Genomic DNA, 23,425 nt, shown 5'->3' with positions numbered 1-23,425 from the left:
CAGGTGAGGGCGGGGTTTGCGGGAGCTTCGGTACGAGACACGCCAGTTGACCGGAAGAGACGCATGTCTCACTTGCGGATAACGGGCATTCAGGTCTTTACGGCCGCCCGAAGTGCCCGTTATTTCTTGGTTAGATCCAGATTCTGACCGGGCTTGATGAGGTCGGCGTCGTTGCCGATGACCTGCTCGTTGGCCTCGTAGAGCGCGTTCCAGCCCCCCTTGAGCCCCTGGGCGTCCGCGATGGCGGCCAGGCTGTCGCCCGCCTTCACCGTGTACGTGGGCTCCGACGCGGCGTCAGGCGCTGCGGGCGTCTCGACCGCGGCCGGGCCGCGGTGCTTGCCGCCGCCCGTCGTCACGGAGTCGGCCGCGGGCGCGTTCGGCGTGGCGGACGGGGTCCCGGCCGCCGGGGCGGCGGGCGTGGAGGGCGTCGCGGACGGGGACGGCGTGGCGGGGGCCCCCGGGGTGGCCGGGGTGGACGGAGTGCCCGGCGTGGCCGGGGTGCCCGGGAGAGCGGGCGTCACCGGCGCGGTGGCGTTCGGGTCGCCCGGCAGCGTCGGCGTCGGCGTCGCGGGGTCCGGGTCGGGCATGACGGGCAGTCCGCTGTTGGGCGCGAGCGGCGCGATGGGCAGCGTGAACGGCGCCGTGGCGGACGGGCCCGGAGCTGCCGGGGCAGGGGCGGCCGGGGTGGGCGCACCGAAGTCGGTGGCGGGGTCGGCCGAGCCGGTGCCCGGCACCGCGGCCTCGGGACGCGAGGGGCTGGGGGCGACCTGCCGCGGGGAGCCGAGGGCGCCCGGGTCCACGTCGGCGGCGGGGCCGTCCTTGACGAGACCGGACGACGCCGCGCACAGCGGCCACGCCTGGGGGCCCTGCGAGGCGAGCACCCGCTCGCCGACGGCTATCTGCTGGGACCGGCTGGCGAGGTCGGGGCGCTTCGCGAATTCGAGCCCGCCGGCGTTGTTCCACTGCTCCTGGGTGAACTGGAGCCCGCCGTAGGCCCCGCTGCCGGAGTTGGCGCTCCAGGTACCGCCGCTCTCACACTCGGCGACGCTGTCCCACGTGGAGGTGTCCGCTGCCGAGGCGTTGGTGGCCGCGAGCAGCGGCAGTGCCAGCGCGGAGCCCGTGACTCCGGCGGTTACGACCAGGGCGGGTACCTGGCGGGGGCGTCTGTGGCGGCCGTTCCCGGAACGCATGTAGTGCACCTTTCGCATAACGGCGGGGTAACGGCAGAACCTAGCCGCCTTCGAACGCATGTCACAAGTTCGGCCGGTAACTGACTTCGGGTCAGGCGGCGCCCGGTGGCGCCCTCACTTGTTTCGGGGTGTGAAGCGGACCGGAAGGGTGCGCAGGCCACGCATGATCAGTCCACCGCGCCAGCGCAGGTCCGCAGGCGGAACAGCCAGTTCCAGATCTGGCAGACGCATCAGCAAACTCGCGAGGGCGGTCTGCCCTTCGAGCCGGGCGAGCGGGGCGCCGAGGCAGTAGTGGATCCCGTGGCCGTACCCGAGGTGCTGATTGTCACTGCGGGACAGGTCCAGGGTGTCCGGATCCGCGAACCGCTCGGGGTCGCGGTCGGCGGCCGCGAGGACCACCAGGACCGGGTCGCCGGCGGCGATGTGCCGACCGCCGAGGAGGAACGGCTCGGTGGCGAAGCGCCAGGTCGCCAGCTCCACCGGGCCGTCGTAGCGCAGGAGTTCCTCGACACCCGTGGCCAGCAGGGCGCTCTCGCCGGCGGCGAGCGAGGTCTGCAGGCGCTCGCGCTGACCGGGGTTCATGAAAAGGGCATGCAGCCCATTGCCGATCAAATTCACAGTCGTCTCGAAACCGGCGAACAACAGGATGAAAGCCATCGCCGTGGCCTCCGCCTCCGTCAGGTGGTCACCGTGATCGCTGGCGCGGATCAGGTCCGAGATGAGGTCGTCGCCCAGATCATCCCTTTTGCGGTGGATGAGTTCGCCGAGGTACGTCCGCATCTGCTTGACCGAGCGGGCCACACCGCCGCGCGGCCCGCCGCCGTGCCGGATCATCATCCCGGCCCAGTCCCGGAAGTCGTCCTGGTCCTCGCGCGGGACGCCGAGCATCTCGCAGATGGCGTAGATGGGGAGCGGGAAGGCGAACTCGTGGATGAGGTCCGCCTCACCCCTGCTCTCGAACTGCTCGATGAGGTGGTCGGTCAGCTCCTGTACCCGCGGGGTGAACTCGGCGACCCTGCGCGGGGTGAAGGCCTTCGACACCAGCCGCCGCAGCCGGGTGTGGTCCGGCGGGTCGATGTTCAGCAGGTGCGTCATCAGCTCCGCCTTGCGCTCACCCGGGATCCCGGTCTTGCCCTTGGCGTGCGCCGGCTCCGCGTGGTGCGCCGGGTTCTTGCTGAGCCGCTGGTCGGCGAGGGCCTGACGGGCATCCGCGTAGCGCGTCACCAGCCAGGCCTCGACCCCGCTGGGCAGCTTGGTCCGGTGCACGGGCGCGTGCTCGCGCAGCCAGGCGTACGCCGGATACGGGTCGGTGGCGAACTCCCAGTCGAACAGGGTGGGGCCCTGGGGGGAGGCGGGGTCTTCGGGGGCTGCGGGAGTCGGCTCGTGCACCCGTCGACCGTATCCCGGCCGCCGGCCCGCATCCGCTATGCCCGGTTCATGGCCGGTTCGTCGGGGCTGGCCGTATATACGCCGTCCCTTGACCCGGCCCGCCTCCGCCGTTCCTACTTCGGTCCTGTGGACGTGAGGATCTTGAAGAGCAGCTTCGCGGTGGTGGAGAGACGCGCCGAGCACGCGACCCGGTTCTTCTACTCCCACCTCTTTTGGCACCACCCCGAGCTCCGCGGGCTCTTTCCCGCCTCCGCCGAGGAGATGGAGCGGCAGCGGGACCGGCTGTTCGCCGCCCTCACGCATGTCATCGCCCATCTGGACAGCGAGTCGCTCCTCCCCTATCTCCGCGACCTCGGCCGTGACCACCGCAAGTTCATGGCCGGTCCCGAGCAGTACGCGGCCGTCGGCACCAGCCTGCTGGCCGCGCTCGCGGAGGCCGCCGGCGAGGCGTGGACCCCGGCCGTGGCGCGGGCCTGGGCCGAGGCGTACCGGGTGATCGCCGGGGTGATGACCGCCGCGGCCGAGCAGAGCGAGGACCCGCCCTGGTGGGACGCGGAGGTCGTGCGCCGCCTGCGGTACGGGCGCGACCTCGCCGTCCTTACCCTGCGCCCGCACGCCCCGCTCGGTTACCGGCCCGGCCAGTACGTGAGCGTGAGCAGCGACCGGGCCCCGGCCGCCTGGCGCACGTACTCCCTGGGCAACGCGCCCCGCCCCGACGGGACGGTGGACCTGCACGTCAGCCGGATCGAGGGCGGCCGGCTCAGCACCGTCCTGGTCGGCGGCACCGACCCGGGCGAGGTGCTGCGGCTGGGCGCGCCCGGCGGCGGGCTGACCCTGCGCCGCGAGGGCCGCCCCGTCACGTTCATCGCCGCCGGCACCGGCTGGGCCCCGGTCCGGGCCCTGCTGGAGGAGCTCGCGCAGCATCCGCCCGATCAGGGCGTACGGCTCTTCGTCCTCGCGCGGGACGCCGCCCACCTCTACGACCAAGCGTTCATCGACGCGTACGCCGCCGCCTTCGGGTGGCTCACCGTCACCTGCGTCACCCCGGCGCCCGGGCAGCACCGCAACGGGGCCACCGCCCGGCTGGCGGCCGCGCTCGGGCACTGCGGGCCGTGGTGGGAGCAGGACGTCTACCTCAGCGGGCCGGCACAGTTCATCCAGGAGACCGCCCGCCTCCTGGAGGGACTCGGCGCACACCCCATGCACGTCTTCCACGACACCGTGCCCGTCCCGGGTGCCGGTGGCGGCCACGGCCCGGACGGGCGTCCCCTCGGCTTCGGCGAATGGTTCCTGAGCCGGCCGTCACCGCACTGGCACAACCCCGCGGCCCGCGCGCCCCGCCGGCCCTGACCGCACTGCGGCGCTACTCCGCGGCGACGCCCTCCGCCGCGCGGATCGCCGCCCGGTAGGCGCGGGCCGCCGCGCGCAGCGCCGTCTCGGGGTCGATGCCCTCCGCCTCGGCGCGCGCCGCCAGTTCCAGCAGTTCGTAGCCGACGCCTTCGCCCCGGGGCAGCTCCACCGCCAGGGCGGCAGCCCTGGCGCGGCCCGCCAGCTTGGCGGCGAGCGCGAGACCGGGCTGGCCCAGGGGAACTCCGTCGGTGACCGACTCCCGCTGCTTCTCCACCGCCTTGGTGCGCTGCCAGTGCGCGCTGACGTCCTCGGGGGTCTCGGCGGCCTCGTCGCCGAAGACGTGCGGGTGGCGCCGGATCAGCTTCTCGACCAGGTTCCCGGCCACGTCGTCGATGGAGAACGGCTCGTCCGGGTCCTCCTGCGCGATCCGCGCGTGGAAGAAGACCTGGAGCAGGACGTCGCCCAGTTCCTCCCGCAGCTCCTCGCGGTCGCCCGCCTCGATCGCCTCGACCAGCTCGTACGCCTCCTCGATGGCGTACTTCACCAGCCCCTCGTGGGTCTGGCGGGAGGTCCAGGGGCATTCGCGGCGCACCCGGTCCATGACCTGGACCAGGTCGAGCAGGCGGGCGCCGGGCAGGTCGTAGGAGCCGGGCATCAGCTCCAGGTCGGGCATGGCGACCCGGCCGGAGCCGGCCAGGCGGGCCAGTCCGTCGGTGAGCCGCCGGTCCCCTTCGCCGGCCGGCAGCACGACGACGGTGCGGCCGCCGGCGCACGCCTCGACGAGGGCGTGGGCGTCGGGGCTCTCGTGCGCCACCTCCACGCCCGCCTCCCGCAGGTACGGCAGCTGCGGGTGGCCCAGGTCCGCGCACAGCACCCGGTCGGCGGCGTGCAGGGTCTGCCACGCCGGCCAGGACAGCAGTCCGGGGGCGACCCGGTGGCTGGTGGTCAGCAAGACGATGCGGCCGGTGGGCTCGGAGGGCGGCGCGTGCTCAGTCACCCTCCGAACCTACCTCCGCCCCCACGGCTCACGCCCCGGCGGGTGCCTGCTCGGGCCGGGTCTGCTGGGTGATCCAGGGCGTCGTTTCGTCGCCGAGCAGGATCTGCCGCGCGTCCCAGCGGCCGTAGCGCGGGTTGACCTGGACGTGCAGCGCCTTCGCGGCGGCGCCGAGCTTCTCCAGCGCCTTGTCCTGGTTGCCGTAGTGCTCGAACAGCTTGTCCCGCAGCAGCTTGAAGCGGGTGTCCGCGTCCATCTGGTCCGGGGCGAGCTGGGCCTGCTGGAGGGCCGCCGTCTCCAGCGCCGCGGGGGTGCCCGCCTGCTGGAGCTGGGCCTTGCGGACGTCCTCGATCTCCTTGGTCGTCACCGTGACCCCGGCGTCCTTCGCGGCGCGCTCCAGGACGGCGGACTGGATCATCCGGTTCAGCTTGGACCGGTCCAGGCGGGGCGTCGCCTCGATGAGTTGGGCGCCCTGATCGGAACGGTTCTGCGCGCTGCGGACCTCGTTCACCTGTGCCTGGAGGGCGGAGGTGGTGATGCGTTCGCCGCCGACGACGGCCGCCGTGCCGGGATGTGCCTGGCCGGAGCAGGCGGACAGCAGGGGGGCCGCCGCGAGCAGGGCGGCGGAGACGGAGAGCGCTGTGCGACGGTGCAAAGGAGCCTCCAGGGCCGGGAGATTGTGCGGCAATGCACAAGAAGGCCGTGCGGTGATCGATGGTATGCAGTCGGGGGGTTCCGAGCCACCGGTTCGACCAACGATTACCGGGGTGTCGGGGTGCGCTGCGGGCGCAGCGGCCTTGCGGCCGCGGCACGGCCGTGCGGCGCCCGTTCGCGCCGGCGCCACCCGGCGGCCACCGCGCGGACCGGCGCGGCTGTCAGGGTCGGCCCACCATGTCGACACCGCACCGCTCCCGGCGCCGCACCTCACTCCTGGGTGCGGTACTCGCCGCCCTGACCACCGCGGCCGCCGTGTGCGCGGGGGACGCCCTCGCGCGCGTCTTCCCGTACGGGCACCGCCACCGCAGCGTCAACGACCTCGGCAACCAGTTCGTGCCCTTCCACGCGCACCTGTGGGACCTGCTGCACGGGCGCGCCGAGGGCGGGATGCTGCTCAACTGGCAGTCCGGGTACGGCACGAGCTTCCTGCCCGACTACGGGACGTACCTGAGCAGCCCGTTCGCCGTGCTGGTCGGGCTCTTCCCGCGCACCGACATCGATCTGGCGGTGTACGTCGTCACCGTGCTCAAGACGGCGGTGGCGGGGGCGGCGATGGCCTGGCTGCTGCGCACGCAGCGCCGCGGGCCGTGGTGGGCGGCGGGGCTGCTGGGCGCCTCGTACGCGCTGTGCGGCTGGTCGGTGATCGAGGCGTCCTACAACCCGATGTGGCTGGACGGCCTGATCGCCTTCCCGCTCCTGTGTCTGACGGGTGAGTGGGCGCTGCGCGCGCGGCGGCCGGTGGCCGGGACGGTGGTGGTGGCGCTGTGCTGGACGGCGAACTTCTACACCGCCTACATGGCGACGCTGGGCGCCGCGCTGGTGCTGCTGGTACGGGTGGTGCTGACCCGGGACGGTGTGCGGGAGCGGCTGCGCGTGTCGGGGCGGGCGGCGGTGACGACCGTGACGGGCGCGGCCCTGTCCGCGCCGGTGCTGCTGCCGGTGTTCCTGAGCTCGGAGCAGGCCTACCCGGGCTGGTCCAGGGAGTTCCGGCCGGTGCCGGCGGCCGACCTGCTGGCGCGGCTGCTGCCCGCCACCTACTCCTTCTCTTCCCCGGCCCTGTTCGTGGGCACCGGGACGCTGCTGCTGGCGGCCGCGCTGCCGTTCCACCGCGCGCTGCCGGAACGGGTCCGGCTGTGGTGGGCGGGCCTGGTGGTGGCGGTGCTGCTGTCGCTCCAGTGGACGCCGACCCATCTGGCCTGGCACGTCTTCGCGACGCCGAACGGCAGCCCGTACCGGCAGACCTTCGTCCTCGCCGGGATCGTGGTGATCGCCGCCTGGACGGCGCTGGCGGCGGGCCCGCCCGGCTTCGCGGCCCTGGCGGCGGGGGCGGGGGTGCTGGCCGCCGTCGCGCTCGGCGCGGGCGCGAGCGGGCTCGCGACGGGCTGGGGGTACGCCCTGTTCGGCGCCGGGGGCGCCGTGGCGGCGGCCGCCTGGGCGGTGCTCGGCCGCCGGGGGTGGTCCGCCCGGCCGGCGGCCTGGGCGCTGGCACTGGTCCTGGTGGCACAGGCCGCGGCGACGACCGCGTACGGGCACCGGGGAACGCTGGGCGGACTGGACGACTACCCCTCCTGGGGCCCCGCCCACACGGCCCGTGCCCGGGCGCTGGCCGGCGCCGAGGGCTGGCCCGCGTACCGGACCGACCCGGGCAGGCCCGCCCTGACGGGCAACGACCCGTTGCTGCTGGGCGGGGAGGGCGGCGCCTACTACAGCAGCCACACCCCGGACGTGTTCACCCGCACGATGGTCGCCCTCGGCGCCGGCTGGACCTCGCGGGGCCGCAACGTGCAGAGCCTCGACAACCCCGTGACGGACGCCCTGTTCTCGGTCGGGGCCCGGCTGCGGCCCGACGGCACGGTGGCCCGCGCCGCCACCCTTCCGCTGGTCACGCTCCGCCCGCCGGGGCCGCCCCCGTCCTACGGGGAGTCTCCCTTCACCAACCAGGAACTCCTGCTGGGTGCCCGGGTATACGAGGACCCCGTCGCGCCCGGGGTGTGCCGGGCGGGCACCGAGGCGTTCCTGTGGGCGCCGCAGTACAACGCGACCGCCCGCCTCGCGGACGGGCCGGCGTTCCGCCTCAACGCCACTCCCCCGCGCAACCGGGCCGCCCTCCAGCCCATGGGCCCCTCCCGGGGCGCCTCCTCGGCGCTGCGCTTCGACGCCCCGGCGCCCGCGCGGTGGCTGCTGTCCTGCCTGGACCGGGCCCGCCTGGACGCGGCGGTGGCGGCGCTGCGCGCGTCGGCGCCGGTGGAGGTGCGGGTCGGGGCCTCGGGGGTCCGGGCCACCTTCCGCCCGGGCACCGGGGGCACCGCGGTCCTCGCCGCCCCCGCCATCGCCGGCTGGACCTGCGACGGGCGGCCGGCCGGGGCGCACCTGGGGCTCGTCGCCGTCCCGCTGGACGGCCGCACCACCACGGTGAGCTGCTCCTTCCGGCCCCCGGGACTCCTGCCGGGGGCGGCCCTCGCGGCGGCGGCCCTGCTGGTGGTGGCCCTGCGGGCGGCCCGGGGGCGCCGCCTGGCGTGAGTCAGCGGACCTGGCCGAGCCACTGGAGGGTGCGGCGGATCTCCGAGGGGAGCGGGTGGGCCGGCCCGTGGAGGCGGTCCGCGTCGAACAGGAGGCGGACCAGGGTGTCGTGCGCCGCCGCCCGGTCGCCCATGGACAGCAGCAGGTGCGCTATCCGGCGCCGGACCTCCAGCGGCAGGCCGGGGTCCGGGTTGGCGTAGTGGTTCTCGAACAGCGGGAGCAGGGAGCGGTATTCGGCGAGCGCCGCCGCCGGTTCCCCGAGCTGTTCGAGGCACTGCGCGGCGTCGTAGCGGAAGCGCAGCGACTGGGCGTCCCCGGCCGGGAACTGCTCGGCGAGCCAGCGCAGTTCGGGCAGGGCCCGGCGGTACTGGCCGTCGTCCATCAGCGTGGCCGCGTACTGCTTGCGCAGCGAGCGGACCACCGGCGAGTGCTCCCCGTGCTCGGCGGCGGCCGCCGGGAGGATGCCGCCGAGGATGTCCCCGGCCTGGGTGAGCTGCCCCTGGTCCAGCAACTTGCGCGCCTCGTCCACCGCTCCCGGGATGTCCGGCCGGGGCGCGGCCGGGGGCTGCGGCGGGGCCTGGGGGGTGGTGGCGCGGTCGGGCCAGGGGGCCTGGGGGCGCAGGAACGGCCGGGTCGGGTCGAGCGGCCCGGCGGGGGCACCGCCCTGGCGGGGCAGCAGCGGGGCGAGGGCCTCGTAGACCGCCTGCGCGGAGGCGGGCCGGTCCTGCGGGTCCTTGGCCAGCAGGTGCAGGAGTACGGCCTCCAGCGCGTGCGGGACCTCCGGGCGCCCGGGGCGCACCGGAGCCGGGGGCTCGTACAGGTGCCGGTGCAGGACGCCCAGCGCCGTCGAACCGGCGAAGGGGACGTTGCCGCTGAGGAGTTCGTACAGCAGCACGCCGAGCGCGTACAGGTCGGTGTAGGGGCCCACCGCGCCGCCCATGGCCTGCTCGGGGGCCATGTAGGCGGGGCTGCCGATGGGGGTGCCGGTGTTGGTGAGCCGGGTGGTGTCGGTGTCCATCACGGAGGCGACGCCGAGGTCCAGCACCAGCACGGTGCCGTCGGGGCGGACCATGACGTTGCGGGGCTTCAAGTCGCGGTGCACGATCGGCACGGCGTGCACCGCCGACAGCACGGAGCACAGCTGCGCGACCACCGCGACGGCCCACTGCCACGGGTAGGGGCTGTGCTCCGCGAGGTGGTCGGCCAGGTTGGAGCCGTCGACGTGGCCCATCACCAGGAACAGTTCGTCGCCGTCGTTGCCCGCGTCGTGGACCGTGACCAGGCCGGGGTGGTCGACCTGCGCGGTGACCCGGCATTCGCGTACGAAGCGGCGGCGCAGCTCCTCGGCGACGGTGCCGGGACCGGCGACCTTGTCGGGGCGCAGCAGTTTGACGGCGACGCGGCGGTCCAGGCGCCGGTCGTAGGCGGTCCACACCTGGCCCATGCCGCCCTGGCCGAGGAGGGAGGCGAGCTGGTAGCGCTCGCCGATGAGCCGGTCGGTCACTGCTCGGGGCCCTGCACGGCGGTCCGGTTCGGGTCCTGGTAGGGGCCGCCGGGGGGCGGCGGGGTCTGCTTGCGCAGCAGCTCGCTCAGCTCGTCGAGCTCGGCGCGGACCTGCCCGATGCGCGGGGGCGGCGTCGGCTGCGGCGGGACCTGCGGCTGCGGGGGCGTCGGCAGCGGCGTCTGGCCGGGGGACTGCACGGGCGGGTAGCCGTAGGCGGGCGTGGTCTGCTGCTGCGGGCCCGGGTAGGGCGGGTTCTGCGCGGCGTACCAGTGCGCGGCGGGGGCCGCGGCCCGCTTCTCGTGGTGGCGGATGTCGGCGACGAGGAAGTACACGCAGGTGGCGAAGCCGGTGAGGAGGATGATGCCGGCGCCGGCGTTGCCCTGCCAGCCGCTGGTGTCCGGGGTCGGGTCCGCGCCGATCAGCACGACCGAGGCCACGGACAGCACGCAGCTGAGCGCCAGCAGCGTCCAGTCACGGGCCGCGCGGGTCACTATCGCGAGCCGCAGCATCGTGCCCCAGGCCAGGAATCCGCAACTGAGGACCGGCAGCAGCGCGAACAGCACGCGCAGCGCCACCACGCCCTCGGTACTGGGCCGGTGGGGATGCTGCGGCGGGATGCCGGGGGCGTGCATCGGTGCTCCTGACGGGCCGTGCGGAAGGGTTGCGGGTATGAGCGTATACAGCGTTTCCGGCCATGGTGAGGGGATGTGCCCAACCGTTGTACGGTCGCCGCACGATCGGCGGCGAGGCGGCCCGGACACCGGGTCCGGACCGCCTCGCGCCGGGTGTTACGAGCCGAGGATGGTGGTGAGGAACTCCCCGGTCCACCCCAGCAGCTCCCGCCCGACCAGTGGCTTCCCGCCGACCTTCGCGGTCTTCGGCCGCGGGATGAGCACCTGTGAGGTGGCGGGCTTGAGCACCGCTCCCGGGTAGAGCCGCTTGAGCCGCAGCTCCTGCGATTCGCGCAACTCCACCGGCCCGAACCGGATGTTGTTGCCCTGCAGGGTGATGTCGCCGACCCCGCAGGCGCGGGCCAGCATCCGCAGCCCCGCCACCAGCAGCAGGTTCTCCACCGGCTCGGGCAGCTTGCCGTAGCGGTCGGTCAGCTCCTCGCGCACGGCCTTGATGTCGGCCTCGGAGTTCGCCGACGCGATGGACCGGTACGCCTGCAGGCGCAGCCGCTCGCCGGGCGCGTAGTCGTGCGGGACGTGCGCGTCGACGGGCAGCTCGATCTTCACCTCCAGCGCCGGCTCCTCCTCCACGGCGCCCTCGACCGCGGCCCGGTAGTCGGCGACGGCCTCGCCGACCATGCGGATGTACAGGTCGAAGCCGACGCCCGCGATGTGGCCGGACTGCTCGCCGCCCAGCAGGTTGCCCGCGCCGCGGATCTCCAGGTCCTTCATCGCCACGTACATGCCGGCGCCCATCTCGGTGTGCTGGGCGATCGTCGCGAGCCGCTCGTGCGCGGTCTCGGTCAGCGGCTTCTCCGGCGGGTAGAGGAAGTACGCGTACCCGCGCTCGCGGCTGCGGCCGACGCGGCCGCGCAGCTGGTGCAGCTGGGAGAGGCCGAAGTTGTCGCCGCGCTCGACGATGAGGGTGTTGGCGTTGGAGATGTCGATGCCCGACTCGACGATCGTGGTGGAGACGAGCACGTCGAACTTCTTCTCCCAGAAGTCCACGACGACCTGCTCCAGGGCCTGTTCGGACATCTGTCCGTGCGCCGTCGCGATCCGCGCCTCGGGCACGATCTCCCGCAGTTTCGCGGCGGCCCGGTCGATGGACTCGACCCGGTTGTGGATGTAGAAGCACTGGCCCTCGCGCAGCAGTTCGCGCCGGATGGCCGCGCCGATCTGCTTCTCCTCGTACGGGCCGACGAAGGTGAGCACCGGGTGCCGCTCCTCCGGCGGGGTGGTGATCGTCGACATCTCGCGGATGCCGGTCACCGCCATCTCCAGGGTGCGCGGGATCGGCGTGGCGGACATCGTCAGCACGTCGACGTTGGCGCGCAGCTTCTTGAGCTGCTCCTTGTGCTCGACGCCGAAGCGCTGCTCCTCGTCGACGATGACCAGGCCCAGGTCCTTGAACTTCGTCTCCTGCGAGAAGAGGCGGTGCGTGCCGATGACCACGTCCACCGAGCCCTCGCGCAGCCCCTCCAAGGTGGCCTTGGACTCGGTGTCGGACTGGAAGCGCGACAGCGCCCTCACGTTGACGGGGAACTGGCTGTAGCGCTCGGAGAAGGTCCCGAAGTGCTGCTGCACCAGAAGCGTGGTGGGGACGAGCACGGCGACCTGCTTGCCGTCCTGGACCGCCTTGAAGGCCGCGCGGACCGCGATCTCGGTCTTGCCGTAGCCGACGTCGCCGCAGATCAGGCGGTCCATGGGGACGGACTTCTCCATGTCCTCCTTGACCTCGGCGATGGTGGTGAGCTGGTCGGGGGTCTCCGCGTACGGGAAGGCGTCCTCCAGCTCCCGCTGCCAGGGCGTGTCCGGGCCGAAGGTGTGGCCGGGGGCCGCCATCCGCGCGCTGTACAGCTTGATCAGGTCGGCGGCGATCTCCTTGACGGCCTTCTTCGCGCGCGCCTTGGTCTTCGTCCAGTCCGCGCCGCCGAGCCGGTGCAGGGTCGGGGCCTCGCCGCCGACGTACTTGGTGACCTGCTCCAGCTGGTCGGTGGGGATGTACAGCCGGTCGCCGGGCTGGCCGCGCTTGGCGGGCGCGTACTCCACCAGGAGGTACTCGCGGGTGGCGCCCTGGACCGTGCGCTGCACCATCTCGATGTAGCGGCCCACGCCGTGCTGCTCGTGCACGATGTAGTCGCCGGTCTCCAGCGTGAGGGGGTCGATGGACTTGCGGCGCCGGGTCGGCATCCGGCCCAGGTCCTTGCTGGCGGTGCGCTGGCCCGTCAGGTCGGTCTCGGTCAGGACGGCGATCTTGAGGGCGGGGTCCACGAATCCCTGGTCGAGCGAGGCGCACGACACGTGCACGAGCGACGGCTCCAGGGTGCGCAGGTCCGCCTCCAGACGGGCCGCGATGCCCTCGCCGCCGAGCACCTCGACGGTACGGGCGGCCGGGCCGTGGCCCTCGGTCAGGTAGACGGTGTACCAGCCGTCGGCGATCCACCCCTTGGTGTCGGCGAGCGCGCGGGCGGTGTCGCCGCGGTACGCCTCGGGGGCGTGCATGCCCAGCTTGAGGGTGTCGCTCCCGGCCGCTTCCTCGTCCGCGGCGAAGGGGGACACCGACCACCACATCATGCCCAGCTCGCGCGCGTGCTCCCGTACGTCCGCGATGCCGCGCAGCGAGGCCGCGCCGACGTCGATGGGGGCGGAGCCGCCGCCTGCGGTCGCCGCCCAGGACGCCATCAGGAACTCCTGCGAGGTCGCCACGAGGTCCGCGGCCCGGGTCCGGACCCGCTCGGGGTCGCAGACCACCGCCATGGACCCGGCCGGCAGCACGTCGAGCAGCAGTTCCATGTCGTCGACGAGGACGGGCGCGAGCGACTCCATGCCCTCCACCGCGATCCCCTCGGCGATCTTGTTCAGCATCTCGCCGAGCTCCGGGTGCTCCTCGGCCAGCGCCGCCGCCCGCTCCCGCACCTCGTCGGTCAGCAGCAGCTCCCGGCACGGCGGCGCCCACAGCCCGTGCTCGGCGATCTCCAGGGACCGCTGGTCGGCGACCTTGAAGTAACGGATCTCCTCGACCTCGTCACCCCAGAACTCCACGCGCAGCGGGTGCTCCTCGGTGGGCGGGAACACGTCGAGGATGCCGCCGCGCACGGCGAACTCGCCGCGCTTCTCCACCAGCTCGACCCGCGCGTACGCGGCGGCGGCCAGCGCCCCGGTGACCTGCCCCAGATCGACGCTCTCGCCCTGCCGCAAGCTCACCGGCACCAGCTCGCCCAGCCCCTTGACCTGCGGCTGGAGCACCGAGCGGATCGGCGCGACCACGACGCTGACGGGACCGGCCGCCGGGTCGTCCTCGCTGGGGTGCGTGAGCCGGCGCAGCACCGCGAGCCGCCGGCCCACGGTGTCGCTGCGCGGCGACAGCCGCTCGTGCGGAAGCGTCTCCCAGGAGGGGTACTCCGCCACCTCGTCCGCGGGCAGGAAGGACCGCAGCGCGGCCGCGAGGTCCTCCGCCTCCCGCCCGGTGGCGGTCACCGCGAGCACCGTCCGCCCGGTGCGCCGGGCCAGCGCCGCGATCGCGAAGGGCCGGGCGGCGGGCGGGCCGACCAGGTCGACGTGCATCCGGTTGCCGTCCCCGGCCGCCGCGACCGCCTCGGCGAGGGCGGGGTCCCGGGTGACGGCGTCGAGCAGTCCGTGCAGGCTCATGAAGGAGGCTTTCCGTCCGGTGGAGGGGCAACGCGAAGGACCCGACACGTGAACGGGCCGGGGGCTCCCAGCGTACGACGCGCGACCGACACCCGCGCGAGGGATTGCCGCCGGGGCGGCCCCGCGCCGCCCCGTGCCGCCGCCGCGCCTCTACGATGTCCCGGAAGTACCGACCGAACGTGCCGCGTCGCCCCGCCGCAAGGGTTCATCCCCCTGACCCCGACCGGCAGAGGGAGCACCACCGCGTGACGACTGACGCCATAACCGGGCCCGCCGCCGTCCCCCGGGACACGGCGGGCCGGGACCTCCGCCGCGCCGAGCCGTACGCACTGGCCGCCCTGCTGTTCGCCGCCTACGCCGTGCTCTCCCTCTCCCGCCACCGGCGCATGGAAGCCACCTCCTGGGACCTGGGCATCTTCGAGCAGGCGGTCAGGGCGTACGCGCACCTCCAGGCGCCCGTCGCCGACCTCAAGGGCCCCGGCGCCAACATCCTCGGCGACCACTTCAGCCCCGTCATCGCCGTGCTCGCACCCCTGTACCGGGTCTTCCCCGGCCCCGCCACACTGCTCCTCGCGCAGGCCGCCCTGTTCGCCGTCTCCGCGGTACCCGTCACCCGCGCCGCGACCCGTCTGCTCGGCCGGGCCCCGGGCCTGTGCGTGGGCGCCGCGTACGGACTGGGCTGGGGCATCCAGCGGGCCGTCGACTTCGAGTTCCACGAGGTCTGCTTCGCCGTACCGCTGCTCGCCTTCGCGCTGGAGGCGCTGCTCGCCGGCCGCCCCGGGGCCGCGCTGCTGTGGGGGCTGCCCCTGCTCCTCGTCAAGGAGGACCTCGGCTTCACCCTCGCCGCCCTGGCCCTGCTCGTCGCCCGGCAGGCCCGGCGCACCGACCGGCGGGCCGCGGCGGCCGCCGCCCTGACCGCCGTCCTCGCCGTCCTGGCGGCCGTCCTCGTGTTCACCGTCGTGATTCCGGCCTTCGGCAGCGGCTACGCCTACTGGGAGAAGGTCGGGGGCGCCTCGCCGACGGCCGGGCTCGCCACCAAAGTGGACACCCTCGCCTGGGTGCTGGTCCCCACCACCGGGCTGCTGGCCCTGCGCTCCCCGCTGCTGCTGGTGGCCCTGCCCACCCTCGGCTGGCGGTTCCTGTCCGGCGACGAGCACTACTGGTCCACCGACTGGCACTACAGCGCCGTCCTCATGCCGGTGGCCTCCCTCGCGCTGGCCGACGCCCTCGACAGGTCCCGCCGTGCCACCCGGCCGTGGCTGCGCGCCTACGCCGTCCACCTGCCCGGCGCCCTCCTCGCGGCCGCCCTCACCCTCAGCGCCACCACCCTCCCCCTGGAACGGCTGGGGCACCGGTCCACGTACACCACGCCCGCCCGCGTCACCGAGGCCGACCGGCTCCTGGCCCGGATCCCGGACGGGGCGAGCGTGGAGGCCGACACCCCGCCGCTGTCCCGGCTGACCTCGCGCTGTCGGGTCTACTGGATCGGCTCCGCCCCGGGCGTGCTCCCGGCCTTCGTCGCCTTCGACACCTCCTCCGGCTGGGCCGGCGACGACCCGGTCGCCGGCGCCGTCCGCCTGCACCCCGGCGCCCGGTTCGGGGTGCTCGGCGAGGCCGGCGGGATCATCGTCCTCCAACGGCTGTGACGCGGCCCCGGACCGGGACACGACACCGGCCCCGGCCGCGCCCTCGCGGGCGGGACCGGGGCCGGTGTACCCCCGTGGCGAACGCCTCCCGAACCGGGTCCTGTCCGGCAGTCCCTAGTCGGTGGCGATCGCGTTCAGTACGTTCATCCGCCCCGCCCGGAACGCCGGGACCAGTGCGGCGAACAGGCCCACCAGGGCCGAGCCGGCGAACACCCCGAGGATCGTCGGCCACGGGATCTCCAGCACCTTCAGCCCTTCGAGCGCCAGCAGCCGCTGCGCCGTCGCGCCCCAGCCCATGCCCAGACCGAGGCCGAGCAGCGCGCCGAACAGGGCGATGACCACCGACTCCAGGCGGATCATGCGGCGCAGCTGACGCCGGGACAGGCCGATGGCACGCATCAGGCCGATCTCCCGGGTCCGCTCGACCACCGAGAGCGCCAGGGTGTTCACCACACCCAGCACGGCGACGATGATCGCGAGGGCGAGCAGCCCGTAGACGATGTTCAGCAGCTGGCCCACCTGGTCGCGCAGGACCTGCTTGTAGTCGGCCTGGTTGAGCACCTTGTACTGCGGGTACTGCGCCAGCGCGGCCTTGACCCCGTCGTAGGCGGCGTCCGCCTGCCCGGACTTGGCGGTGGCCAGCAGCATGAAGGGGCGCGGCAGCGCGTCGGCCGGCAGGTTCGCCTCGGCGACGGCCGTGCTGATGTACTTCATCCCCTTGTCGAGGTTGCCGTCGTCGCTGGTGATCGCCGCGATCCTCAGCTTGGCCGTCTTACCGCCGTTGAAGGCGACCGTCAGCTCGTCACCCACCTTCAGGTGGTGCTCGGTGGCGTAGAGCGAGCCGACCGACATCGCGTTCGCCCCGTACGCCGCCGCGTGCTCGCCGGCCGTCATCGTGCGCCGGATGTCCTTGGCGTACGTGGGGTCCGTCGCGCCCAGGCCGTAGTCTCCGCTGGACCCGTCGGGAGCGGTGATCTTCACCGGGATCTCGCGGTAGGCGGTGACGTGGTCCAGGTTGGCGGCGGCGCGCATCGCCCGTTCGGCCTGCGGCACGACCGGCTGTCCGGACGGGGAGCTGACGATGTAGTCCGCGCCGACCGACTTGTCGAGCTCGGCGGTCGCGGAGGCCACCATCGAGGAGCCGACCACCGACAGGCAGGCGACCAGCGCCAGACCGATCATCAGCGCGGCGGCGGTGGCGCCGGTGCGCCGCGGGTTGCGCAGCGCGTTGCGTTCGGCGAGCCTGCCGACGGAGCCGAAGGGCCGCAGCACCGGCGCGGACAGCAGCCGTACGACGATCCCGGCGAGGAAGGGGCCGACCACGATGAACCCGATGAGGGTCAGGACGACGCCCAGCCCCAGCCACAGCGAGCCCTGGGTGGCCTTGTCGGCGGCCGAGGCGAGGAAGAGCGCGGCGCCGCCGAGCCCGGTCAGGACCAGGCCGAAGGCGGCCCGGATGCGGCCGGCCCGCTTGTCGCCGGGTGTGCCGGCCTCGCGCAGCGCGGCCATCGGCGAGACCTTCCCGGCGCGGCGGCCGGGGATGTAGGCGGAGACGACGGTGACGAGGATGCCGAGGAACAGGCCGACGGCGGGGGTGGTCCAGGCGACGGTCAGGTCGTCGGTGGACAGGTCCATGCCCATCTGGCCCATGAGCTTCATCAGGCCGACGGCCAGACCCACCCCGGCGCCGACGCCCAGGACCGAGCCGACGACACCGAGCAGGAAGGCCTCGACGAGGACGGAGCGGTTGATCTGCTTGCGGTCGGCGCCGATGGCACGCATCAGTCCGATCTCGCGGGTGCGCTGGGCGACCAGCATCGAGAACGTGTTGAAGATGAGGAAGATGCCGACCAGGAAGGCGATCAGCGCGAAGCCGAGCATCGCGTACTTCATCACGTTCAGGAACGAGCCGACGCTCTTGCGGTTGGCGTCCGCGGATTCCTTCGCGGTCTGCAGCTTGTAGGTGTCCGCGCCGACGGCCTTCGCGATGTTCCGCTTGAGCTGCTCGTCGCCGACCCCGTCCTTGGCGGTGACGTTGACGTGCGTGAACGCGCCGGGGGCGCCGAGCAGCAGCTGCTGGGCGGTGGCGGTGTCGAGGTAGACGACGGTGGCGCCCGGGTTGGTCACGGTGAAGGAGGCGATACCGCTGATCTTGGCCCGGTTGTCGCCGGTGACGGCGATCGTGCGGATGTCGTCCCCGAGCGCGAGGTGGTGCTTCTTCGCGGTGTCGGCGTCGATCATCACCTCGGTCGGGCCGCGCGGGGCCCGACCGGAGGTGATCTTCATGGACTTGAGCTCGTTCTCGGTCCAGTTGCCCGCGAGGGTCGGGGCACCGCCGTCCGAACCGAGGTTCTCGTTCTTGGCGTTGACGACGGTGACGGCCGCCGAGATCACACCGCCCTCGGCGGTCTTCACGCCTTCGATCTTCGAGACGCGTTCGACGACCGGGCCGGCGAGCACCTCGGGCTTGCCGCTGTCACCGGGCGCCTTGCCCTCGTCGGGCTGCTTCGGGCTGACCGTGACGTCGGAACTGGTGACCGCGAACAGCTTGTCGAAGGTGGTGTTCATGGTGTCCGTGAACACCAGGGTGCCGCAGACGAAGGCGACGGAGAGCAGTACGGCGATGGCGGAGAGGGCCATGCGCCCCTTGTGCGCGACGAAGTTGCGCCGCGCCGTCTTCATGACGGTCACGAGGTCCGCCCGCGTGCGTCGAAGTCCTTCATCCGGTCCAGGACCTGGTCGGCGCTCGGGTTCGCCATCTCGTCCACGATGCGTCCGTCGGCGAGGAAGATGACGCGGTCCGCGTAGGAGGCGGCGACCGGGTCGTGGGTGACCATCACGATGGTCTGGCCCAGCTCGTCCACCGACTGGCGCAGGAAGCCGAGGACTTCGGCCCCGGCGCGGGAGTCGAGGTTGCCGGTGGGTTCGTCACCGAAGATGATCTGCGGGCGGGAGGCGAGGGCGCGGGCGACCGCCACGCGCTGCTGCTGGCCGCCGGACAGCTCGGTCGGGCGGTGCTTGAGTCGGCCCGCGAGGCCCACCGTCTCCACCACCCGCGCCAGCCACTGGGCGTCGGGCTTGCGGCCGGCGATGTCCATGGGGAGCGTGATGTTCTCCAGGGCGTTCAGCGTCGGCAGGAGGTTGAACGCCTGGAAGATGAAGCCGATCTTGTCGCGGCGCAGCTGCGTGAGCTTCTTGTCCTTGAGGCCGGTGATCTCCGTGTCGTCCAGGTGGATCCGGCCGCTGGTCACGGTATCCAGACCGGCCAGGCAGTGCATCAGGGTGGACTTGCCGGAGCCGGAGGGGCCCATGATCGCGGTGAACCGGCCGCGGTGGATGTCCACGTCGACCCGGTCGAGGGCGACGACGCGGGTCTCGCCCGAGCCGTACGCCTTGACGACCTCGCGTGCCCGGGCCGCGACGGCGGGATGCCCCCCAGTGCCCCCCTGCCTGGTTTCGGTCATGGCCGTTGTCACGGTGTTTCCCCTCGTCGGTGGTCGGCGCAGCTCGCCGGCCCAAGTCTGTTGAACGGGGGTGCGCTGGGCACTGGTGCCCATCGCCGTGTCCGTACGGGGGTTACCCCCACCCCGGCCGGCCCGCTCGTATGACTCAGTTAAGGACCTGCCGGAGACCGGCACCTCCTCCGCGGGGACGAAAGACCCCTCGCCCTGGCTGTGGAGGAACCCCTAGGGGTTTTCATCCTTCGGGACGGCGGGTCTCGGGGATACCGCCGGCGCACGCCCGGTGAGAGGGTGTTCCCCGCACACGCGTGCATGGTGGAGGGGACTGCGGTGGGCATGGGGGAGAGAGCGGGGGGCCGCCCTGGGGAGGGCGCGCGGAACCGTCTGAGGAGAAACGTTTCAGCCAATCCGTGGGAGGCGGGGGGAGCGGGGCGGGCGGAGGGAGCCGGGGAACCGGCGGGACCCCGGCGGCCGGGCACGGCCGGCGAACCGGTCAGGGCCGCTGACCCCGGGGAGACGGGCGGAACCGGGAAGTCGGACGCGCCCGGAGAGCCGGATACGGCCGGGGAGTCGGACGCGGCCGGGGAGTCGGACGAGGCGGGGCGGGCCGGGGCCGCAAGCGCGCCCGCGGCGGCCCCGCCCGGGCGGCCGAAGACCGCCGTCGTCGCCGCGCTGATGCTGACCATGGGCCTCGTCGCCCTCGACGGCGCCATCGTCTCCACCGCCGTCCCCCAGATCGTCGGCGACCTCGGCGGGTTCTCCGTCTTCTCCTGGATCTTCGCGGGCTACGTACTCGCCGGCACCGTCACCCTCCCCGTCTACGGGAAGCTCTCCGACACCTACGGCCGCAAGCCCGTCCTGCTCATCGGCATCAGCCTGTTCCTCCTCGGCTCACTGCTGTGCGCCGCCGCCTGGAACATGGCCGCCCTCATCGCCTTCCGCATCCTCCAAGGACTGGGCGGCGGCGCCCTCCAGGGCACGGTCCAGACCCTGGCCGCCGACCTCTACCCCCTCAAGGACCGCCCCCGCATCCAGTCCCGGATGACCGTCGTGTGGGCCACCTCGGCCGTCGGCGGCCCCGCGGTCGGCGGGGTCATCGCCACCTACGCGGACTGGCGCTGGATCTTCCTGCTCAACCTGCCGCTCGCCCTCGCCGCACTGGCGATCATCGCCCGCCACCTCACCGAACCCGTGCGGTCGCCGGGGCGCCGGGGCCCCATCGACTGGGCCGGCGCACTCGGCGTGTTCGCCTGCGGCGGGGTCGTGCTGTTCGCCCTCGTCCAAGGCGGCGTCGCCTGGCCCTGGCTCTCCGCGCCCTCCCTCGGACTCCTGGCCACCGGCGCACTGCTGGCCGCCCTGGTCGTGCGGGTGGAGCGCCGGGCCGAGGAACCGATCCTGCCCGGCTGGGTGTGGCGCCGGCGCACGATCGCCGCCGTCAACCTCGCCATGGCCGCCCTCGGCCTCCTCATGGCCGCCCCGCAGGTCTTCATGCCGACCTACGCCCAGGCCGTGCTCGGCCTCGGCGCGGTCAACGCCGGCCTGGTCGCCTCCGCCATGACCCTGACCTGGCCCATCACCGCCGCCTTCGCCCAGCACGTCTACCGGCGCATCGGCTTCCGCGACACCGCCGCCACCGGGGTCGCCCTGGCCGCCGTGGTCCTGTTCTCCTTCACCCTGCTCCCCTACCCGGCCCGGCCCTGGCAGGCCGCGACGGTCATGCTGCTGCTCGGCGCGGCCCTCGGGCTCTTCCAACTCCCGCTGATCGCCGGGGTCCAGTCCACGGTGGTCTGGGCGGAACGGGGAACCACGACGGCCTCCGTCCTGTTCTCCCGTCAGGTCGGCCAGAGCGTGGGAGCGGCACTCATGGGGGCCGTCGCCAACGCCACCATCGCCGCCCGGCTGACGCGGGCCCCCGTTCCCGGACTGCCGGACCACCTGGACGACGTGTCGAAGGCACTGGACCGGCCGGAACTCCTCCCGCGGGCCGCCGCCGACCACCTGCGGGCCGCCGTGAACGCCGCCGTGCACCACATCTTCCTCGGCGCGGCGGTGGCCGCCCTGGCCGCGCTGCTGATCCTGCTGACGGTGGCGCCCCGCAGGTTCCCCGTCCTGCCGGGCCAGGAGTAGCCCCCGCGAGTTGTCATGCTCGGGGCGTACGGGTATCTCTCTGGGGGCGACCCGCCGCCCGGCACCACCACACGGGGGACCCATGACATCCGCACTCCTCGCCCTGGCCTTACTCGCCGCCCTGGCCGGCCCGGCCGCCCTGCGGCTCTACCACCACCCCGGCTTCATCACCGGCCGCGACGGCCGGCTCTCCACCTCCACCACCCTCGCCCTGGCCTGGACCGTCATCCTGGTGTGGCTGCTGCTCACCTGCCTCGCCTACGGGCTGACGGCGGGCGGCGGAGTCGCCTGGTTCCAGGGCGAACACGGCCCGCTGTCCAACCTGACGACGGTGTACCTGCCGCTGCTGGGCGGCCCGTACCTGGCACTGATCGGGGCCAAGACGGTCGTCGGGATCCGCGTGCAGAACGGCAGCCTCGCCAAGCCGGCCGCCAGGCCCACGACCACGGGCCGGCGGCCGCTGCGGGAACTCATCGCGAACGACAGCGGCCGCACGGACCTGGTCGACCTCCAGTACGTGGCACTCGGCGCGGTCACGATGCTCTACGTCGTCCTCTTCTTCCTCGCCGACGTGGGCGGCGGACTCCCGCGCCTGCCCGGGGAGATCTGGGCCCTCACCGGAGCCCCGGCGGGTGCCTACCTCGTCAACAAGCTGGCCACCCGCGCCAACCCGGTGATCACACGCGTCACCCTCGCGGACGGCATCCTCACCATCGAGGGCGGCGGCTTCGACGACGCCCGCGTCACGGTGGCCGACACCCCGGTCCCGGCCGTCCTCGACCCCGTGACCTGCGCCCTCACCACCCCCCTCCCCAACCCCCCGCCCGCCCCCTTCCCGGTGACGGTCACCTCCCACGGCCTGCGCAGCGACCCGTACCTCTACGCCCCCGCCGCGGACGCCCCACCCGGCCCCGCCAAAACCAGCCCCGCCACCCCGGCCAACCCGACCACCCCGCCAGCCCCGACCGCCCCCTCAAGCCCCGCCGCCCCGACCAGTCCCGCCACCCCCTCAAGCCCCGCCGGCGTTTGAGGCACCACTCCCCAGCCCCGCCGGCGTTTGAGGCGCGGGGTGCGGGGCGGAGCCCCGCAAAGCCCGGCGCAGCCGGGGCCGCTCCGCGGGGCGGCCCCGCACGGGCAACCCCACCCGCCCCGCACGGGAACCCGCGCCAGCCCTCCGCAGGAGCCGTCAGCCCTCCGCAGGAGCCCGCCCCGTCAACGCCGCCAGGCTGGACCGCACATGACTCATGTGCGCCCGCATCTCCTCCTGCGCCGCCGCATGCTCCCGCAGGACCCGCTCCGTCTCCCGCCCCACCCGCTCCTCCCGCGCCCGCGCCGCCGCGACCAGCTCCGCCCCCCGGGCCTCGGCGTCCTCCTGCCCGTGCCGCGCCGCCTCCTCCGCCTCCGCGAAGGCCCGCCGCGCCTCGGCCAGCCGCGCCTGCGCGTCCCGCTCCAGCTCCGACAGCCGCGCCTCCTGGTCCGCCTCCCGTACGGCGATCTCCCGCTCCGCCGCCTCCCGGCGCTCCCTCTGCTCCTGCTCCCGCTCCGCCACCAGCACGTCCGCCCGCCGGCGCGTCTCCACCAGCGCCGCGTGCGCCTCCGCCCGCCACCGCGCCGCGTCGTCCCGGGCCCCGGCCCGCACCTCGTCCGCCTCGCGCTGCGCCCGCTCCAGCCCCTGCCGCGCCCGCACCTCGGTCTGCTCCACCACCGCGTGCGCGTCCTGCCGCGCCAGCTCCGCCACCCGGTCCGCGTACGCGTCCGCCGCGCCCAGCGTCGCCGCCGCGTCCGCGCGCGCGTCCCCCCGTACGGCTTCGCCCTCCTCCTGCGCCAGCGCCAGGATCCGCCGCGCCCGCTCGCTCAGCTCGTCGTACGTCTGCGGCGCCAGCGAGGCCACCGCCTCCCGCAGCCGCTGCGCCTCCGCCTCCATCCGCTTCGCCAGGACCGTCAGCCGAGCCACCCGCTCCCAGGCCTCGTCCCGGCTGCCCGACAGCCGCGCGAGATACCGGTCGACCTGATCGGTCCGGTAACCGCGACCGCGCGCGGTCGCCAAACCCTGAGGTCCCTGAGGTGTCATCGGTGCACTCATGCTGGAAGCGCCTCTCTCGCGGGGATTCCCGTCAAGGATGCGCCATTTGCTCCCTGAAGCCGGAATGGCCGGGCCGGGAACCCCTCGCGGGGGTCCCGGCCCGGCCACACCTGCCGACGGCT

General features: G+C 73.8%; 15 protein-coding genes. 5 read left to right on the top strand and 10 right to left on the bottom strand.

What is annotated here, in order from left to right:
* Positions 1 to 119: 119 nt before the first annotated feature.
* Together OG861_RS18880 and OG861_RS18875 are read right to left on the bottom strand one after the other, a co-directional pair.
* Positions 120 to 1,190 (bottom strand): LysM peptidoglycan-binding domain-containing protein, encoded by a 1,071-nt coding sequence (locus OG861_RS18880; RefSeq protein WP_329195829.1) that lies wholly within the window; start codon positions 1,188 to 1,190, stop codon positions 120 to 122.
* Between the two features lie 114 nt (positions 1,191 to 1,304).
* Entirely contained in the window at positions 1,305 to 2,579 is a 1,275-nt protein-coding gene (locus OG861_RS18875; protein WP_329195830.1) for a cytochrome P450 family protein, read from the bottom strand.
* Between the two features lie 132 nt (positions 2,580 to 2,711).
* On the opposite strand from OG861_RS18875, the gene OG861_RS18870 reads away from it, so the two are divergent.
* Positions 2,712 to 3,929, top strand: coding sequence for a globin domain-containing protein (locus tag OG861_RS18870; RefSeq protein ID WP_329195832.1), 1,218 nt, complete (start codon positions 2,712 to 2,714; stop codon positions 3,927 to 3,929).
* Positions 3,930 to 3,942: 13 nt separating this feature from the next.
* On the opposite strand, the gene OG861_RS18865 is transcribed toward OG861_RS18870, so the two are convergent.
* On the bottom strand, positions 3,943 to 4,926 hold the full coding sequence (locus tag OG861_RS18865; RefSeq protein WP_329195834.1) for a nucleoside triphosphate pyrophosphohydrolase: 984 nt from the start codon (positions 4,924 to 4,926) through the stop codon (positions 3,943 to 3,945).
* A 28-nt stretch (positions 4,927 to 4,954) separates the two neighbouring features.
* A complete protein-coding gene (locus OG861_RS18860) occupies positions 4,955 to 5,578 on the bottom strand; it encodes a SurA N-terminal domain-containing protein (RefSeq protein ID WP_329195836.1) in 624 nt (207 codons plus the stop codon).
* A 236-nt stretch (positions 5,579 to 5,814) separates the two neighbouring features.
* Here OG861_RS18860 and OG861_RS18855 point away from each other — a divergent pair, with 236 nt between their 5' ends.
* Positions 5,815 to 8,160 carry a YfhO family protein gene (locus tag OG861_RS18855; protein WP_329195838.1) on the top strand — a complete coding sequence of 782 codons (2,346 nt, stop codon included), beginning with the start codon at positions 5,815 to 5,817 and terminating at the stop codon, positions 8,158 to 8,160.
* A 1-nt stretch (position 8,161) separates the two neighbouring features.
* Here OG861_RS18855 and OG861_RS18850 read toward each other — a convergent pair whose 3' ends face one another.
* The 3 genes from OG861_RS18850 to mfd all read right to left on the bottom strand — a co-directional run bounded on the left by OG861_RS18850 (position 8,162) and on the right by mfd (position 13,986).
* Positions 8,162 to 9,664, bottom strand: a complete 1,503-nt coding sequence (locus tag OG861_RS18850) for a protein kinase domain-containing protein (RefSeq protein ID WP_329195840.1) — start codon at positions 9,662 to 9,664, stop codon at positions 8,162 to 8,164.
* Positions 9,661 to 10,296: a hypothetical protein gene (locus OG861_RS18845; protein WP_329195842.1), complete on the bottom strand. Its 636-nt coding sequence runs from the start codon at positions 10,294 to 10,296 to the stop codon at positions 9,661 to 9,663. Before OG861_RS18845 ends, OG861_RS18850 begins: the two co-directional genes overlap by 4 nt.
* A 156-nt stretch (positions 10,297 to 10,452) precedes the next feature.
* On the bottom strand, positions 10,453 to 13,986 hold the full coding sequence (gene mfd / locus OG861_RS18840) for a transcription-repair coupling factor (RefSeq protein ID WP_329195843.1): 3,534 nt from the start codon (positions 13,984 to 13,986) through the stop codon (positions 10,453 to 10,455).
* A gap of 155 nt (positions 13,987 to 14,141) precedes the next feature.
* On the opposite strand from mfd, the gene OG861_RS18835 reads away from it, so the two are divergent.
* A complete protein-coding gene (locus tag OG861_RS18835; protein WP_443056527.1) occupies positions 14,142 to 15,632 on the top strand; it encodes a DUF2079 domain-containing protein in 1,491 nt (496 codons plus the stop codon).
* Positions 15,633 to 15,746: 114 nt separating this feature from the next.
* Here OG861_RS18835 and OG861_RS18830 read toward each other — a convergent pair whose 3' ends face one another.
* Positions 15,747 to 18,323 carry an ABC transporter permease gene (locus OG861_RS18830; RefSeq protein WP_329195847.1) on the bottom strand — a complete coding sequence of 859 codons (2,577 nt, stop codon included), beginning with the start codon at positions 18,321 to 18,323 and terminating at the stop codon, positions 15,747 to 15,749.
* Positions 18,320 to 19,096, bottom strand: coding sequence for an ABC transporter ATP-binding protein (locus tag OG861_RS18825; RefSeq protein ID WP_399279362.1), 777 nt, complete (start codon positions 19,094 to 19,096; stop codon positions 18,320 to 18,322). Before OG861_RS18825 ends, OG861_RS18830 begins: the two co-directional genes overlap by 4 nt.
* 672 nt (positions 19,097 to 19,768) lie before the next feature.
* Here OG861_RS18825 and OG861_RS18820 point away from each other — a divergent pair.
* A complete protein-coding gene (locus tag OG861_RS18820; RefSeq protein WP_443056529.1) occupies positions 19,769 to 21,220 on the top strand; it encodes an MFS transporter in 1,452 nt (483 codons plus the stop codon).
* Positions 21,221 to 21,302: 82 nt separating this feature from the next.
* Positions 21,303 to 22,250, top strand: coding sequence for a hypothetical protein (locus tag OG861_RS18815; protein WP_329195850.1), 948 nt, complete (start codon positions 21,303 to 21,305; stop codon positions 22,248 to 22,250).
* Positions 22,251 to 22,406: 156 nt separating this feature from the next.
* Here OG861_RS18815 and OG861_RS18810 read toward each other — a convergent pair whose 3' ends face one another.
* Positions 22,407 to 23,267, bottom strand: a complete 861-nt coding sequence (locus tag OG861_RS18810) for a cellulose-binding protein (protein ID WP_329195852.1) — start codon at positions 23,265 to 23,267, stop codon at positions 22,407 to 22,409.
* Positions 23,268 to 23,425 lie beyond the last annotated feature (158 nt).

The organism is Streptomyces sp. NBC_00539, from assembly GCF_036346105.1.
Classification (GTDB): Bacteria; Actinomycetota; Actinomycetes; order Streptomycetales; family Streptomycetaceae; genus Streptomyces.
The sequence above is the reverse complement of the archived record's forward strand: the minus strand, read 5'-3'. Positions and strand labels throughout refer to the sequence as shown.